Below are 14,384 nucleotides of genomic sequence, written 5' to 3' on the forward strand. Positions count from 1 at the left end.
CGGGCCCCGCGCGGCGGGCGGCCCCCTCACGCCTCGCGCAGCAGCTCGCAGAGCGCGTCCAGGGCCGCCGGGAAGGCGTGTTCCGGTGGGGTGGCGTAGCCGATCACCAGGGCCGGCGGGGCATCGTCGTCCGCCGGGGCGGCGCGGTGCCAGGTGAGGCCGCTGAGGGCGAGGCCGGCGGCTTCGGCGCGGGCCAGGAGTTCGGGTTCGGGGGTGGAACCGGGCGGGAGTTGGAGGACGGCGTGGAGGCCGGCGGCGATGCCGGTGACCTCGACGTGCGGGGCGTGTTCGGCGAGGGCGGCGACGAGGCGGTCGCGGCGGCGCCGGTAGTGCAGGCGGCAGCGCCGTACGTGCCGGTCGTACGTCCCGGAGGTGATCAGTTCGGCCAGGGTCAGCTGGTCGAGCACCGGGGACATGGTGTCGGCCAGCACCTTCAGCCGGGCGACCGGTTCGACCAGCGCGTCCGGCAGGGCCAGCCAGGCCAGCCGCAGGCCCGGGGCGAGGCTCTTGGCGGCGGTGCCCGCGTACACCACCCGCTCCGGGTCGAGCGCCTGCATCGCGCCGAGCGGCTGCCGGTCGTAGCGGAACTCGCCGTCGTAGTCGTCCTCGACCACGTACCGGTCCTGCTCGCGCGCCCACCGCACCGCGGCCGCCCGCCGGTCGGCGGACAGCGGTGCGCCGGTGGGGAACTGGTGGGCCGGGGTGAGCAGCACGGCGCCGCTGCGGGCGTCGAGGCGGTCGACCCGGGCGCCCCCGCAGTCCAGCGGCAGCGGGACGGTGGTCAGCCCCGCGGCCCGCACCACGGCGTGCTGCGGCGGCAGCCCGTACGCCTCGACCGCCAGGGAGCGGGCCCCGCGCTCCCGCAGGGCCGTGCAGAGCAGGCCCAGGCCCTGCTGGACGCCGTTGCAGATGAGCAGGTGGTCCGGGTCGGTGCGCACGCCGCGGACCCGGGCCAGGTAGTGGGTGAGCGCCTCCCGCAGTTCGATCCGGCCGAGCGGGCTGCCGTAGCCGAGTGCCTCGTGCGGCGCGGTGGCGAGGGCGCGGCGGGCGGCGGCGAGCCAGGCGGTGCGGGGGAAGAGCGACAGGTCGGGCCGTCCGGACATCAGGTCGTGCCGGACGGTCCGCCGCCGCTCCTGCGGCCGGGACGGCCGGACGGGCGGCGCGGGCACGGACCGCCGGGCGACGGTGGTGCCGGAGCCCTGCCGGGAGCTGAGCCAGCCCTCCGCGGCGAGCTGGCCGTACGCCTCGACGACGGTGTTGCGGGCGATGCCGAGGTCCTCGCCGAGGGCCCGGGAGGACGGCAGCCGGGTGCCGGGGGCGAGCCGGCCGTCCTGGACGGCCTCCCGCAGGGCGTCCTCCAGGGCGGCCCGCAGCCCGGTACCGGCGGCGCGCCGCTCGGTGAGGTCCAGGTGCAGATCGCCGCCGAAGGAGGTCCAGGAGCCGTTCACGGCCCCATTCTCGCCCGCCGACGGGCCCTCAGCTCCAGGTGGCGCCGGCCGGCTCCTCGATGGTGGTGTTGAGGCGGTTGAAGAAGTTGGTCAGGCTGATCATCAGGATGATCGCGGAGAGCTGCTCCTCGTTGAAGTGGTCGGCGGCCGCGTCCCAGACCTCGTCCGGGACGGCCTTGCCGGTGCGGTCGGCGATCCGGGTGGCCGCCTCGGTGAGTTCGAGGGCGGCGCGCTCCTCGTCGGTGAAGAACGGCGCCTCGCGCCAGGCGGCGACGGCGTGCAGCCGCTCGTCGGTCTCGCCGTGGTTCCTGGCGCCCCGGACACCTGCGAACACGCAGGCGCTGCAGCCGTTGATCTGGCTGGCGCGCAGGTGGACGAGCTCCAGGGTCCGGGGGCAGACACCGCCCTGGTACACGGCCTTGTAGATGTTCTGGATGCCCTTCATCGCGTCCGGCAGGACCATGGCGGGGTTCTTCATGCGGGCGGTGGTGGTGCGGGTGGTGCTGTCGGTGCTGGTGGAAGCGGTGGTCACCGCGATCTCCTCTTGTTCGGTTAGCGTCCGTCACTGATCCGACGGATCCCGACGCGAGGATGTGACACGTGAGCGAGGAAATTTCCCAGGCCGATTCCCTGGCCGAGCGCTTCGAGGCCGAGCGGCCCCAACTGCGGTCCGTGGCCTACCGGATGCTCGGGTCGGTCGCCGAGGCCGAGGACGCCGTCCAGGAGGCGTGGCTGAAGCTGAGCCGCAGTGACGTGGATGAGGTGCGCAACCTGGGGGCCTGGCTGACCACCGTGGTCGGCCGGGTCTGCCTGGACCAGCTGCGCTCCCGCGCTTCCCGCCGGGAGGACCCGCTGCCCGAGCAGGAGGGGCAGGTGCGGCTGCCGGACCCGGTGGTCAGCGGGCTGGTCGCGCTGGACCCGGTGCACGAGATCCTGGTGGCGGACTCGGTCGGGATCGCCCTGATGGTGATCCTGGAGACGCTCGCCCCGGCGGAGCGGGTGGCCTTCGTCCTGCACGACATGTTCGACGTGCCCTTCGACGCGATCGCCGAGGTGCTCGGCCGTACCTCCGCCTCCACGCGCCAGCTGGCCAGCCGCGCCCGCCGCCGGGTGCAGGGCGCCACCCCGGCCGCCGACTCCGACAACGCCCGCAAGCGCGAGGTGGTCGAGGCCTTCCTGACCGCCTCCCGGGGCGGCGACTTCGACGCCCTGCTGACCCTGCTCGACCCCGAGGTGGTGGCCCGCTCCGACGGCGGCACCCTGGTGCCGAGCGTGCTGCGCCGGGGCGCCGCCGACGTCGCCTCGCAGGCGGTCACCTTCGCCCGCTTCGCCGCCGAGGGCCGCCTGGTGCTGGTCAACGGCTCGCCCGGGGTGGTCTCCTTCGCCGAGGGCCGCCCGCTGTCGGTCATGTCCTTCACCATCCACAACGGCCGGATCACCGCCATGGACATTCTCACCGACCCGACCCGCCTGGCCACCCTGGGCCTCACCGCCTGACCCGGCTCACCCCTCCCGCGGGCCGTCCGGCACCCCGCCGGACGGCCCGGCGGACGCGATCCGGTGGGCAGGTGTCCGGTCGCGGCCGGCCGGGCGGACTCGCGCGGGTCCTGGCCGGGCGGCTCGGACGGATCAGACGGACAGGTAGACCGCGCTGCCGACGCCGGCCAGGAAGCAGTACACCGCGAACGGCGTCAGGCTGCGGGTCTCGAAGTACTTGGTGAGGAAGCGCACCGAGATGTAGCCGGCCACGAAGGCGGCGACGCTGCCCGCGGCGACCGGGCCGAGCACGGCGGAGTTCTCCGGCTTGAACAGCTCGGGCACCTTCAGCACCGAGGCGGCCAGGATGACCGGGGTGGCGAGCAGGAAGGAGAACCGGGCGGCGTCCTCGTGGTGCAGCCCGCGCAGGATGCCGGCGCTCATGGTGACGCCGGAGCGGCTGATGCCGGGGAAGAGCGCGAGGATCTGGGCGGCGCCGATCCAGGCTCCCTGGCCGAAGCTGAGCTTGGTCAGCCGCGCGTCGGAGGCGACCGCCGGGTCCAGGCCCGGCTCGTCGACCGGGGCGGCGTGCCCGGCCCGCCGGCGTCCGCTGCCGCCGCGCTTGAGCCGCTCGGCGCCGAGCAGTACGAGGCCGTTGAGGGCGAGGAAGACGGCGGCCGGGACGGGCTTGCCGAGCGCGTGCCGCAGCGCCTTCTCCAGGACCAGGCCGGCCACGCCGACCGGGATGGTGGAGATGATGAGCAGCCAGGCGAGCCTCTCGTCCCGGGTCTGCACCCGGCGGTGCCGGGCGGAGCTGACCAGGCCGCTGATCACCCGGACCCAGTCGCGCCAGAAGAAGACCACCAGCGCGAGCGCGGTGGCCAGGTGCAGGGCGACCAGGGCGGCGAGGTAGGAGGAGCCGTCGGCGGTCATGTCGAGGTCCTGCTGGATCTTCCCGCCGATCACGGCCGGGAGCAGGATGCTGTGGCCGAGGCTGGAGACCGGGAAGAGTTCCGTCACACCCTGCAGCAGGCCGACGCCTATCGCTTCCGGGTAGGTCAGGGTGGACATCGCGCACCTTCGCTCGGGGGGTCTGCGGGCCGGCCGGTTCCGGGGGTCCCCGCGAAGCTACTACGGGCATGTAGACGCCCGGCAGGCTTGCTGCCGGAAGTTCATCGAGCGTACGTCTGGGCGACACCGACCCCGAGGAGGTGGACCAGCGTCCCGGCCACGGCGCCCGGGACGGCGGTGGCCGGAACCGCCCGGTGGACGGCGCCGCCGAGCAGCATTCCGGCGGTCACCGCGAGCGGGGTGCCCACCAGCGGCAGGGCGACGGCCAGGACGGCGGGCAGCAGGGCGGACGGGCGGCGGGGGCGGTCCGTCGCGGGCGGGGCGGGCATCGTGGGCATCGCGGGCCTCCTGCGGGGCGAGGGGTCGACGGACGCCCACGATGCCGCCTCCCGCAGCGTCAGGTTCAAGTCCTTTTCCGCACCGTCCGTTCAGAGCGCGGCCTGCTCCAGGGCGCGACTTGCTCCAGAGCGCGACCCGCTCCAGGGCGCGACCTGCCTCAGAGCGCGACCCGCCGCCACCCCGGCCCGTCCGCCGGCACCGGAGCGGTCGCGAAGTCGTAGCGCAGCCGCTCCCGCCCGAGCGCCAGCAGGGAGATCGAGGAGGAGCCCCAGATCCGCCCGTCGCCGAAGTCCCGCCGCTGGATCAGCGCGGCGTCCTCGTCGAGCGCCAGCCCGTCGCCGGTGATGATCGGCAGCCAGTCGCCCCAGGCCTGTTCGGCCGTCTTCTCGCCGGTCGGCTCCGGCCGGGGCGCGGCGGCGAAGCGGGCCCGGAAGTGGTCGGCGCGCGCGGCCATCAGGCTTCGGATCCGTTCCGAGGCGGTGCGGTTGGCGGCCATCCCCTCCAGCCCGTCGTTGAGCACCACGCTGAGCCCGGTGGGCAGTTCGCTCTCCTCCAGCCTCCCGCCGCCCCAGCTGGTGGCCCGGGCGCCGTCCGGGCGGACCTGGACGAGGTGGAAGGGGTCGTACGGGGTGAGGTCGAGGTGCCCGATCCCGCCCTGCCGGACGGCGATGAGCGGCAGTTCGCCGCGGCTGAGCCGGGTGTCGGCGGGGGCGAGCGGGCCGAAGCCGTTGAGCAGGCAGGCGGCGGTGCGCCGGGCCGGGTCGACGGCCAGCCAGGTGCCGCCGGCCGCGAGGTCCAGCCCGCCGAGCAGCCCGGGGCGGTCCGGCCAGTGGTGGTCGGGCGGCAGCCAGCCGCGTCCGAGGTACTCGTCCCGGACGGACAGCAGCAGCACCGGGACCGCCGCCTCCGGCTCGATGCTGACGAACGCCGTGCACACGGTCCCGTCTCCCCCTACTCTCGACCTGGAAGTCCTGTTCGAGGTCCTGGGGGAATCCGGCGGACCCCCTCAGCGATCATCGCACTCCTGTTCGCGGGCCGGAAGTGGCCCAGGAAACCGGGTGCCGAATGCACCAGGACCACAGGCCACTGCGCTTCTACGCTGGTGGTCATGACGACGACGAACGAGACCGTGACGACGAACGGGGCCCCGGTGCCGGCGCCGCAGCAGCGCCTCGCGATGCCGAGGCTCGCCCCCGCCTACTACCAGGCCATGATCGCCGTGGACCGGGCGTCGCGACAGGGCGTCGACCCGGTGATCGCCGAGCTGGTCAAAGTGCACGCCTCGATGATCAACGGCTGCGCCTTCTGCATCGACATGCACGCCACCGACGCCCGCGAGAACGGCGAGCAGGACCACCGGCTGGTCTCCCTCCCGGCCTGGCGCGAGACCCCCTGGTTCACCGCCCGTGAGCGTGCCGCGCTGGACCTCACCGAGTCGGTCACCCTGCTGACCCAGGGCCATGTGCCGGACGCGGTGTACGACGAGGCCGCCGCACAGTTCGACGAGGCCGAACTCGCCCAGCTGATCGCGCTGATCGCCACCATCAACGCCTGGAACCGGATCGGCGTGTCCACCCGCATGAGCCCGGCAGCGAAGTGAGCGGAGCCGAGATGACCACCCAGCGGGAGAAGGCCCGGCTGCTCAAGGAACTGCACCGCCCGGGCGAGCCGGTGGTGCTGGCCAATGTGTGGGACGCGGCGAGCGCCCGGCTGGTGGCCGCGGCGGGGGCGAAGGCGGTGGCGACGGCCAGCGCCAGCGTGTCCTGGTCGCTCGGCAGCCCGGACGGCGGCGGAGCCGACCGCGAGCAGGTGCTGGCCCGGACCGCCGAGGTGGTCCGCTCGGTCGCTCTGCCGGTCACCGCGGACCTGGAGAGCGGCTACGCGGACACCGCGGCCGGGGTCGGCGAGACCATCGCCGCGCTGCTCGCCACCGGCGCGGTGGGGGTGAACCTGGAGGACGCCGAGTACACCCCGGAACAGGCCGCCGAGCGGATCGCCGCCGCCCGGGCGGCCGCCGACGCGGCCGGCGTCCCGCTCTTCGTCAACGGCCGTACCGACGTCTTCCTGCACGGCCTGGGCGAGCCCGAGGGCCGGTTCGACGAGGCGGTCCGCCGGCTGCGGATGTACGTCGAGGCGGGCGCGGACGGCGTGTTCGTGCCCGGCATCGCCGACCCGGAGGTCATCGCCGCGCTGGTCGCGGCCGTCCCGGCCCCGCTGAACGTGCTGGCCGCCCCCGGGTTCCCGTCGGTCGCCGAGCTGGCGAAGCTCGGGGTCGCCCGGATCAGTCTGGGCCCCGGCCTGGCCAAGGCGGCGTACGCGGCGGTCCGTCGCGCAGCCGAGGAGGTGTACGCGAGCGGCACGTACACCTCCCTGGACGGTGGACTGACCTACCAGGAGCTCAACGCCCTCTCCGCGGGCTGAGCACCAGGGTGACCGGCTGACCGGACGGGGGCCGGTCAGCCGGTCACCTGAGTCGTTCCGGTGAGCCGTTCCGGGAATCAGCCGATCTGCCCGCTGAGCCCCGGGTGGGACATCTGGTTGGTGCCGATGGCCTCCACCTCGTCGGCGGTGTGCCCGACCACCGGGAGCTTGCCCGCGGTCTGGAGGGCGAGGTCGGCGGGGGAGAGGTTGAGACCGTCGGTGAGGCCGCCGGTGGCGTCCGGCGAGCTGGCGGTCTGGGTGGTGGCGGACGCCGCCGGGGCGGCGAGGGCGAGGCCCGCCATGGTGAGGGCGGCCAGGGTGGCGAGTTTCTTCATGCCCTGCCGAACGACCCGGGCCGCCTTCAGGTAACCGGCCGGCCCGGACCGTCACCCCTCGGACTGCCTCAGACCGTCACCCGCAGGGTCCGCACGCTGTTGCTCACGAACGAACCGATCGGCTCCGGCCGTCCGCCCTCCGCCAGGGCCAGGTCCGGGAACCGCCCGAACAGGTGCCGCAGCGCCGTCTCCGCCTCCAGCCGGGCCAGCCCCGAGCCCAGGCAGAAGTGCGGGCCGTGGCCGAGCGACAGGTGCCGGGCCGGCTGCCGGGTCAGGTCGAAGCGGTCGGCGTCCGGGTAGTGCCCGGCGTCGCGCCCGGCCGCCGCGTACGAGGCGAGCAGCGCCTCCCCGCGACGGATCACCACGTCGCCGACCTCGATGTCCTCGATCGCGTAGCGCAGCGGGAACTGGCCGACCGGCGAGTCGTAGCGCAGCGTCTCCTCCACCACCGCCGACCACGGCTGCGCGCCGTCCAGGACCAGCCGCAGCTGGTCGGGGTGGGCGAGCAGGGCCCGCACCGCGTTGGTGATCAGGTTGAGCGTGGTCTCGTGCCCGGCGACCAGCATCAGCAGCAGGGTGCCGACGAGTTCGGCCTCGCTGAGCCCCTCCCCGGCCTCCCGGGCGGCGATCAGGTCGGTGGTCAGGTCGTCGGCGGGCTCGGCCCGCTTGGCCGCCACCACCGAGGCCAGCAGCGCGTTCAGGTCCCGCTGCGCGGCGACGGCCGCCGCCGGGGTGGCCGAGCTGGAGACCAGGGTGTCGGAGAGCGCGTGCAGTTCGTCCTGCTGCTCCACCGCCAGGCCGAGCAGCTCGCCGATCACCTGCATCGGCAGCGGGTAGGCGAAGTGCTCGCGCAGGTCGAACTCGCCCTCCAGCTTCGCCACTTCGGCGACCGAGTCGAGCAGGGCGACCGCCCGGGCCCCGATCGCGGGCGCCAGCGCGGCTATTCGGCGCGGGGTGAAGGCCTGGCTGACCAACCCGCGCAGCCGCCGGTGGTCCTCGCCGTCGGCGGTGACCATGCCGGGCACGGTGACGAAGTTGAGCAGCGGCCACCCCTGCGGCAGCCGCCCCTCCCGGAAGGTCGTCCACAGCCCGGCGTTCTTGCCGACCCGCGGATCGGCCAGCAGCGACTGCAGGGTGTCGTGGTGGGTTACCGCCCAGACCACCACCCCACCAGGGAGTTCCACCAGGACCGCTGGACCGGCTGCCCGGAGCCGGGCGTTCTCGCCGTGCTGGTCGCGTCCGTAGGGGTCGAGCCGGACGGGCTCGGGACGGACGGGCTCGGGGCGGGCTCCGGGGGAGTCTGCGGTGGTGTCCATGCGGGCCTCTCGGGGGCTGGCGGGCGGGGCGGGGTGAAGGCGCTGTACAGCACCGGCAGGGCGACCAGCGCCCGCGACCACGGGGACGGCCGCCAGGCCAGCTCGCCCGGCGGGACGGCGAGTTGGAGGTCCGGAAGGCGGTGCAGCAGGGTCTCGACGGCGGTCTCGACGATGATCCGGGCCGGGTGCTGGGCCGGGCAGACGTGCCGGCCCGCGCCCCAGGCGAGGTGCGCCCGGTTGCCGCCGAGCGAGCCCTGCGCGGCGGAGGCGGCGCCCTGGGCGGCCGGATCGGCGTTGGCCGCGGCCAGGCCGAGCACCAGCATGTCGCCGGCGCTGATGTACTGGCCGCCGAGCACGGTGTCGCCGGTGGCCCAGCGGCCGGGGAAGTTCTGCGTCGGCGGGTCGCGCCAGAGCACCTCCTCCAGTGCGTCGGAGACGGTCAGCCGTCCGCCGGTGAGGGTGGCCCGGAAGCGCCGGTCGGTCAGCAGCAGCCGCAGGGTGTTGCCGATCCAGTTGATGCAGGTCTCGTTGCCCGCGACCATCAGCACCACCAGGTGGTGCACCGTCTCCTCGTCGGTCAGTCCGGCCGGATGGGCGAGCAGCCAGGAGGTGAGGTCGGCACTGGGCGCGGAGCGGCGGCTGCGCACCAGGTCGGTCAGGATCGCCTGGAACTCCCCGGCGGCGCGCACCGATTCGGGCCCGCTGTCGACGAAGTGGCTGATCAGCTCGACCATCCGCGGCCCGGCCCCGGTGGGCAGGCCGACCAGCTGGGTGGAGACCAGCAGCGGCAGCGCCCGGGCGTACTGGCCGATCAGGTCGGCGGTGCCGTCCGGGCCCCAGCTGTCGATCAGGCCGTCGGCGGCGGCCTCGGTGGTCTCGCGCAGCTGCCGGTGGTCGATCTGGGCCAGGGTGTCCGAGACGGCGGCGCGCAGCCGCTGGTGCTCGGCGCCGTCCAGGTTGAGCAGGGTGGGCCGCCAGGCGGTCATCGGCTGCAGCCGCGAGTCGGGGGCGAGCCGGCCCTCGGCGGGCACCCGCCAGTGCCGTGAGTCCTTGGAGAACAGGGCCTCGTTGCGGGTGAGTTCGAGCAGCTCCCCGTAGCCGAGGACGAGCCAGGCCTCCACGCCGGGCTCCAGCTCGATCGGCGCGACCGGCCCGTACCGCTCGCGCAGCCGGGCGTACAGGCCGCGCGGGTCGTCGGCGACGGCCTGCCCGTACAGCGGGGTCAGCGGCACGCCGACCGGCAGCCCGCCGCCGTACGGGGCCGCGCCGTAGGAGGCCCCGCCGTGCGCGACCGGACAGCCGGCGGCCTGTGGGGGCTCGGGAACGGTCATCGCTGCAGCTCCAGGAGCGAGCTGCGGTGCAGGTGGTCCACGAAGTCGATCAGCAGGTCGTACGACTGCCGCCGGTCGCGCGCGTCGCAGTGCAGGATCGGCACCTCGGGCAGCAGGTCCAGCGCCGAGCGCAGCTCCTCCTCGGGGTAACTCGGGGTGTCCGGGAAGGTGTTGACCGCCACCGCGAAGGGGATGCGCTGCTCCTCCAGGCGGCCGAGCACGTCGAAGCTCTCGTCAGGCCGCCGCAGGTCGACCATCGCGATGGCGCCGAGCGCGCCGCGCGACAGGTCGTCCCAGAGCGGCCAGAACCGCTGCTGCCCGGGCGTACCGAACAGGTACAGCGCGAGCCGGGAGTTGAGCGTGATCCGGCCGAAGTCCAGCGCGACCGTGGTGGTGGTCTTGCCGCCGCGCCCGGTCAGGTCGTCCACGCCGCTGCTGGCGGCGGTCATGGTCTCCTCGGTGCGCAGCGGGGTGATCTCGCTGAGCGAGCCGACCAGGGTGGTCTTGCCGACCCCGAACGGGCCGGTGACCAGGATCTTCACCGCACCCTGCACCGAGGACGGCAGGTACGTCGGCTCGGGGACGTGGGTGTCAGCGGAGTTGGCGGAGGCCAACGAGCACCTCTTCCAGGAGGGTTGTGGGCAGGCGTTCGGCCTGCGGGACGGGCGGGAGCACCTGCACGGCGCCTAGGTCCCAGAGGTCGCCGACCAGCACCTTGACGACGCCGAGCGGCAGCCCCAGGTGGGCCGCCACCTCGGCGACGGAGAGCAGGCTGTGGCAGAGCCCGAGGATGCGCCGGTGCTCCCGGTTGAGCAGGACGTGCTCGGGCGGTTCCGGGGGCTCGGATAACGCGCTGACCAGGCTCTCGATGGCCAGGTCGGCCCGGGTTGGGCGGCTGCGCCCGGCGGTGATGACGTAGGGCCGGACGGGCCCGCTCACCGGTGGCCCCCCGCCGCGTGGTCGACCCGCGGCGGGCTGGTGAGGTGGGTTCCGATCCGCTCGACCAGGACCTGCATCTGGTACGCGACCAGTCCGGCGTCCACCGCCTCGCCGGTCACCACGGCCAGGTGGGCGCCGGCTCCGGCGGCGACGATGAAGAGGTAGCCGCCGCCGTACTCGATGATGATCTGGCGGGTGGCGCTGCCCGGTCCGCCGAAGCCCGCCGCGACGCCGCGGGCCAGCGACTGCAGTCCGGAGCAGGCGGCGGCGAGCCGTTCGGCGTCCTCGCGGGGGATGTCGGTGCTGCGGCCGATCTCCAGGCCGTCGTTGGAGACGACGACGGCGTGCTGGACGTGCGGGACGGCGATGATGTCGGCCAGCAGCCAGCCGAGATCAGGGGTGGTGGTCATGGAACTCTCCGGAGGGCTGGGGAAGTCGGGGGGAAGCAGGGGAGGAAAGGTCGGTGGGTCGGGGTGGGGTCTGGGCCTGGGCCCGGGCGGCCGATCGGCCGCTGGCGGTCCCGGCCTGGAACATCGCCATGAACGCCTGCGCGTCCCGGGCCGAGCGGTACGGCGGGGCGGGGGGCGGTGGGGGAGCGGCGTGTTGGGCGGTCCGGTTCGCGCGGTCGCGCCGGTGGCTCCGGCGGGGCAGCGGCGGCGGGGTGTCGCCGGTCGAGGGTCGACCGGTGGGTGGGGTCTCCACCATCGGGTGACCGGTCGTCGGGTGACCGGTGGGGAAGGTCGGCCGGGGGTCGGGATTGAACGCCCGGTCGTCCGGTCCGAGGCCGGGGACGGTGGGCGGCAGCGGTTCGGTGAGCAGGGCGTTCGGCAGCAGGACGACGACGCGCACGCCGCCGTACGGTGAGGGCGCCGAGCTGAGGGTGACCCGGAAGCCGTACTGCTCGGCGAGCCGGCCGACCGCGGCCAGGCCCAGCTGCGGGACCTCGCCGAGCCGGGAGACCTCCAGGGTGCTGCCCCCGGAGAGCGCGGCGGCGGCCTTGGCGACGGCCTGTTCGGGCATGCCGACGCCGCCGTCGTCGATCTCGATCACCGCGCCGTTGTGCACCGGCATCAGCGTGACGAACACCTGGGTGCTGGGCGGGGAGTAGCGGGTGGCGTTGTCCAGCAGTTCGGCGACGGCGTGGATCAGCGCCTCGGCGGCGGCGCCGACCACCGCGGTCTCGATCCGGCTGCGGACCGCCACCCGCTGGAACGGCAGGATGCGCGACTGGGCGCCGCGCACCACGTCCTCCAGGGGGACCGGCTCCGGCCAGTGCCGGCCGGCCCGCGCGCCGCACAGGACGGCCAGGGTCTGGGCCAGCCGGGCCTGTTGGGCGGCGGCGTGGTCGGCCTTGAGCAGGCCTTCCAGTAGCGCCGGGTCGTCGTGGGTGCGCTCCATCTCGTCGAGCAGGGCCTGCTGGTCGTGGGCCATGACGAGGATCCGGCGGGCGACGCTGAGGAAGGCCCGCTGGGTGGAGGCGGTGAGCTCCTGCTCCTGCTGGACGGCGGCCAGGTCGGCGCCGCGGCGGGAGAGTTCGGCGGTCAGCTGGTCCTGGAGCCGGGTGAGTTCGTCCTGCAGTCGGTCGGCCCGGCCGCGCTGGGTGACGGACACGGCGCGGTACCGCGCGGCGGCCACGAGGGCGAGGACGGCGAGTACGCCGGTTGCCGTTACGGACCACTGAGTCATCGTCACGCGGCGAATTCTAGGGTGATGATCCTACGAAGGTGTGAACGGATCTCGCCATGTGACCGGATCTCGTCAATATTGAGTCAATACGCTGCCAGCCCTGTGTCGTTCGACCCCGATCCCGCGAGTCCGACGAGGTCTCCGATCGTTCGTCCAGGGTCTTTCGGTCCACGTCGATGTGACGGGTGATGGCTGAATCGCGTTCCGGGTTGTGTGGGACATGTGTGCACGGTGTTGCGGAACGGGCGGGGAGCGGTGCGGGAGCGGCAGCGCCGCGTCGCCTGGCCGGAACCGCCGCTCGGTCACGTTCAGGTCGCGGCCGGTCCGATTTCTCGTGCATGCGATGCCGGCCCGTCCATTTCTCGCCGTGCCCGCTCCGGCCGCTGGGCGGCGCCGGAAGTCGGCCGGTCCGACTTCCCGTGCGGGTGGGGCTGCCGGTGCGGTGGATCCAGAACCCTTCCACGGAGGAGGTCGATGGGCCCGACTTCCTACTCCTCCCCCTTCGGCCAGGTGTGGAGGCCGGTGGTGAGGGTGGTGATGAGGCGGTCGTGGCTGGTGGTGAGGTCTTCGGCGAGTTGGAAGGCGCCGGTGATGGAGAGCGAGGCGAAGCCGTGCGCGAGGGAGCGGACGGTGCGGGCGGCGTGGATGGCTTCGGGGCCGTCGAGGCCGTAGGAGCGGAGGACGGCGATGATGACGCCGACGAGGCGGGTGGCCGCGCGGGTGAGGTCGTCGTCGGGTTGGGGCGCCTGGGGGAGGGCGGTGTAGCGGTGCGGGTGTTCGGTGGCGTAGGTCTGGTAGGCGCGCAGGACGGCGGTGACGGCGTCGTCGCCGCTGCGGCCGACCGCGGCGCCGGCGAGCCGGTCGGCCAGTTCCTCGGTGACCCGGACGGCGATCAGCCGGCGCAGTTCGCTGAGGCCGCCGCTGACGTGCTTGTACAGGGAGGGGGTGGCCACCCCCGCGCGGGCGGCGACGGAGGCCAGGGTGAGGGCCTCGGTGCCCTGCTCGTCGATGAGGGCGAGGGCGTGGTCGACGACCTGGTCGGGGGTCAGTCCTACACGGGGCATGGGGCGGGGTTCTCCGTACGGATGCGGATGCGGGGGCGGATGCGAGTGCGGCGGGTTCAGGCGAGTTCGGCGAGGAAGGGCAGCAGGGCGTCCGCGACGGCCTGCGGGTTGTCGGCCATCGGGTAGTGGCCGGACCCTTCGATCATCACCTTCCGGGTGCCGAGCGCCTCGGCCTGCCGGTCGGCGACGGCCTCCGGGTTCGGGAAGTCGGGGTCCTTGCCGCCCATCAGGACGAGCGAGGGGCAGCGGACGGCCGCGCACCAGCCGATCGGCGCGGAGTCCCCGGTGACGTGTCCGCGGGTGGCGGTCTTGCGCCCGGGGGTGCGCAGGTCGGCGACCAGTCCGGCCACGTAGTCGTCGAGATCGGCGGGGCGGGGTCCCGGGAAGGCCATCTTGCGCAGGTAGAAGCCCCAGACGGCGGGCCAGCGGACCATCGCGCCGCCCATCACGGACGCGACGCCCTGCATCAGGGCGCTGGCCCGGTACTCGACGAAGGCGTCGATCAGCGCGATCCCGGCGACCCGCTGGGGCGCGTCCCCGGCGAGCTTGACGACCGTCGCGCCGGTGTAGGACTGCCCGACCAGGACGGCCCGCTCGATGCCGAGGTGGTCGAGCAGGGCGAGGACGTCGGTGGCGACGGCGGCCGGGCTGTAGTCGTTCCAGGCGATCGAGGACTCGCCGAAGCCGCGCACGTCCATGGTGATGACCCGGCGCCCGGCCGCGGTGAGCAGCGGGTGCAGGTGCCGGTAGGCCCGGCGGCTGTCGAGCATTCCGGGGAGCAGGACGACGGGGGTGCCGTCGCCCTGCCGGGTGTCGTCGAAGGCGATCCGGCCGCCGGGGACGTCGAGGTGCTGGGTGCTCGGGGTGATGGTGCCGCTCACGGTGGGCCTCCACGGGGTCGCTGCTGCCGATAGCCATAAAGCTATGGCTAATAGCCTTAGCCGTCAACCCTTCCGAC

General features: G+C 74.1%; 17 protein-coding genes. 3 read left to right on the forward strand and 14 right to left on the reverse strand.

The genetic code is table 11. The features are described from left to right. Positions 1-26: 26 nt before the first annotated feature. Positions 27-1,448, reverse strand: a complete 1,422-nt coding sequence (locus tag ACH4E7_RS31505; protein WP_396252566.1) for a PLP-dependent aminotransferase family protein — start codon at positions 1,446-1,448, stop codon at positions 27-29. Between the two features lie 28 nt (positions 1,449-1,476). Further along, a complete protein-coding gene (locus ACH4E7_RS31510; protein ID WP_396252600.1) occupies positions 1,477-1,926 on the reverse strand; it encodes a carboxymuconolactone decarboxylase family protein in 450 nt (149 codons plus the stop codon). A gap of 134 nt (positions 1,927-2,060) precedes the next feature. Here ACH4E7_RS31510 and sigJ point away from each other — a divergent pair, with 134 nt between their 5' ends. Next, complete coding sequence (sigJ, locus tag ACH4E7_RS31515; protein WP_396252601.1) at positions 2,061-2,945, forward strand: RNA polymerase sigma factor SigJ; 885 nt, start codon at positions 2,061-2,063, stop codon at positions 2,943-2,945. A 132-nt stretch (positions 2,946-3,077) separates the two neighbouring features. Here sigJ and ACH4E7_RS31520 read toward each other — a convergent pair whose 3' ends face one another. The 3 genes from ACH4E7_RS31520 to ACH4E7_RS31530 all read right to left on the reverse strand — a co-directional run bounded on the left by ACH4E7_RS31520 (position 3,078) and on the right by ACH4E7_RS31530 (position 5,271). Beyond that, positions 3,078-3,995, reverse strand: coding sequence for an undecaprenyl-diphosphate phosphatase (locus tag ACH4E7_RS31520; protein WP_396252567.1), 918 nt, complete (start codon positions 3,993-3,995; stop codon positions 3,078-3,080). Positions 3,996-4,096: 101 nt separating this feature from the next. Continuing rightward, on the reverse strand, positions 4,097-4,333 hold the full coding sequence (locus tag ACH4E7_RS31525) for a hypothetical protein (RefSeq protein WP_396252568.1): 237 nt from the start codon (positions 4,331-4,333) through the stop codon (positions 4,097-4,099). Between the two features lie 158 nt (positions 4,334-4,491). Next, positions 4,492-5,271, reverse strand: a complete 780-nt coding sequence (locus tag ACH4E7_RS31530) for an NRDE family protein (RefSeq protein ID WP_396252569.1) — start codon at positions 5,269-5,271, stop codon at positions 4,492-4,494. Positions 5,272-5,442: 171 nt separating this feature from the next. Here ACH4E7_RS31530 and ACH4E7_RS31535 point away from each other — a divergent pair, with 171 nt between their 5' ends. Beyond that, entirely contained in the window at positions 5,443-5,934 is a 492-nt protein-coding gene (locus ACH4E7_RS31535) for a carboxymuconolactone decarboxylase family protein (protein WP_396252570.1), read from the forward strand. A gap of 11 nt (positions 5,935-5,945) precedes the next feature. Beyond that, positions 5,946-6,755: an isocitrate lyase/phosphoenolpyruvate mutase family protein gene (locus ACH4E7_RS31540; RefSeq protein ID WP_396252571.1), complete on the forward strand. Its 810-nt coding sequence runs from the start codon at positions 5,946-5,948 to the stop codon at positions 6,753-6,755. A 77-nt stretch (positions 6,756-6,832) separates the two neighbouring features. Here ACH4E7_RS31540 and ACH4E7_RS31545 read toward each other — a convergent pair whose 3' ends face one another. From ACH4E7_RS31545 to ACH4E7_RS31585, 9 genes are all read right to left on the reverse strand, one after another. Then, positions 6,833-7,090, reverse strand: a complete 258-nt coding sequence (locus ACH4E7_RS31545) for a hypothetical protein (protein ID WP_396252572.1) — start codon at positions 7,088-7,090, stop codon at positions 6,833-6,835. A 68-nt stretch (positions 7,091-7,158) separates the two neighbouring features. Next, positions 7,159-8,274, reverse strand: a complete 1,116-nt coding sequence (locus ACH4E7_RS31550) for a cytochrome P450 (protein ID WP_396252573.1) — start codon at positions 8,272-8,274, stop codon at positions 7,159-7,161. After that, a complete protein-coding gene (locus ACH4E7_RS31555) occupies positions 8,238-9,737 on the reverse strand; it encodes a cytochrome P450 (RefSeq protein WP_396252574.1) in 1,500 nt (499 codons plus the stop codon). Before ACH4E7_RS31555 ends, ACH4E7_RS31550 begins: the two co-directional genes overlap by 37 nt. After that, a complete protein-coding gene (locus ACH4E7_RS31560; RefSeq protein WP_396252575.1) occupies positions 9,734-10,351 on the reverse strand; it encodes a GTP-binding protein in 618 nt (205 codons plus the stop codon). Before ACH4E7_RS31560 ends, ACH4E7_RS31555 begins: the two co-directional genes overlap by 4 nt. Then, positions 10,329-10,676, reverse strand: coding sequence for a DUF742 domain-containing protein (locus ACH4E7_RS31565; RefSeq protein ID WP_396252576.1), 348 nt, complete (start codon positions 10,674-10,676; stop codon positions 10,329-10,331). The genes ACH4E7_RS31560 and ACH4E7_RS31565 overlap by 23 nt, the downstream gene beginning before the upstream one ends. Beyond that, entirely contained in the window at positions 10,673-11,086 is a 414-nt protein-coding gene (locus ACH4E7_RS31570) for a roadblock/LC7 domain-containing protein (RefSeq protein ID WP_396252577.1), read from the reverse strand. The genes ACH4E7_RS31565 and ACH4E7_RS31570 overlap by 4 nt, the downstream gene beginning before the upstream one ends. Next, positions 11,070-12,362, reverse strand: a complete 1,293-nt coding sequence (locus tag ACH4E7_RS31575; RefSeq protein ID WP_396252602.1) for an ATP-binding protein — start codon at positions 12,360-12,362, stop codon at positions 11,070-11,072. The genes ACH4E7_RS31570 and ACH4E7_RS31575 overlap by 17 nt, the downstream gene beginning before the upstream one ends. Positions 12,363-12,850: 488 nt before the next feature. Further along, the gene (locus ACH4E7_RS31580) at positions 12,851-13,426 is read right to left on the reverse strand and encodes a TetR/AcrR family transcriptional regulator (protein WP_396252578.1); all 576 of its coding nucleotides are present in this window, start codon (positions 13,424-13,426) and stop codon (positions 12,851-12,853) included. 56 nt (positions 13,427-13,482) lie between these two features. Then, positions 13,483-14,307, reverse strand: a complete 825-nt coding sequence (locus ACH4E7_RS31585; protein ID WP_396252579.1) for an alpha/beta fold hydrolase — start codon at positions 14,305-14,307, stop codon at positions 13,483-13,485. Positions 14,308-14,384 lie beyond the last annotated feature (77 nt).

The sequence above is a fragment of the Kitasatospora sp. NPDC018058 genome (genome assembly GCF_044327205.1).
GTDB lineage: Bacteria > Actinomycetota > Actinomycetes > Streptomycetales > Streptomycetaceae > Kitasatospora.

Bases quoted from the DNA above. Each gene is read 5' to 3' on its own strand.
- ACH4E7_RS31545 (WP_396252572.1), bottom strand. From the start codon at position 7,090: ATGAAGAAACTCGCCACCCTGGCCGCCCTCACCATGGCGGGCCTCGCC.
- ACH4E7_RS31520 (WP_396252567.1), bottom strand. From the start codon at position 3,995: ATGTCCACCCTGACCTACCCGGAAGCGATAGGCGTCGGCCTGCTGCAG.
- ACH4E7_RS31555 (WP_396252574.1), bottom strand. From the start codon at position 9,737: ATGACCGTTCCCGAGCCCCCACAGGCCGCCGGCTGTCCGGTCGCGCAC.
- ACH4E7_RS31570 (WP_396252577.1), bottom strand. From the start codon at position 11,086: ATGACCACCACCCCTGATCTCGGCTGGCTGCTGGCCGACATCATCGCC.
- ACH4E7_RS31525 (WP_396252568.1), bottom strand. From the start codon at position 4,333: ATGCCCACGATGCCCGCCCCGCCCGCGACGGACCGCCCCCGCCGCCCG.
- ACH4E7_RS31580 (WP_396252578.1), bottom strand. From the start codon at position 13,426: ATGCCCCGTGTAGGACTGACCCCCGACCAGGTCGTCGACCACGCCCTC.
- ACH4E7_RS31540 (WP_396252571.1), top strand. From the start codon at position 5,946: ATGACCACCCAGCGGGAGAAGGCCCGGCTGCTCAAGGAACTGCACCGC.
- ACH4E7_RS31535 (WP_396252570.1), top strand. From the start codon at position 5,443: ATGACGACGACGAACGAGACCGTGACGACGAACGGGGCCCCGGTGCCG.
- ACH4E7_RS31510 (WP_396252600.1), bottom strand. From the start codon at position 1,926: ATGAAGAACCCCGCCATGGTCCTGCCGGACGCGATGAAGGGCATCCAG.
- ACH4E7_RS31575 (WP_396252602.1), bottom strand. From the start codon at position 12,362: ATGACTCAGTGGTCCGTAACGGCAACCGGCGTACTCGCCGTCCTCGCC.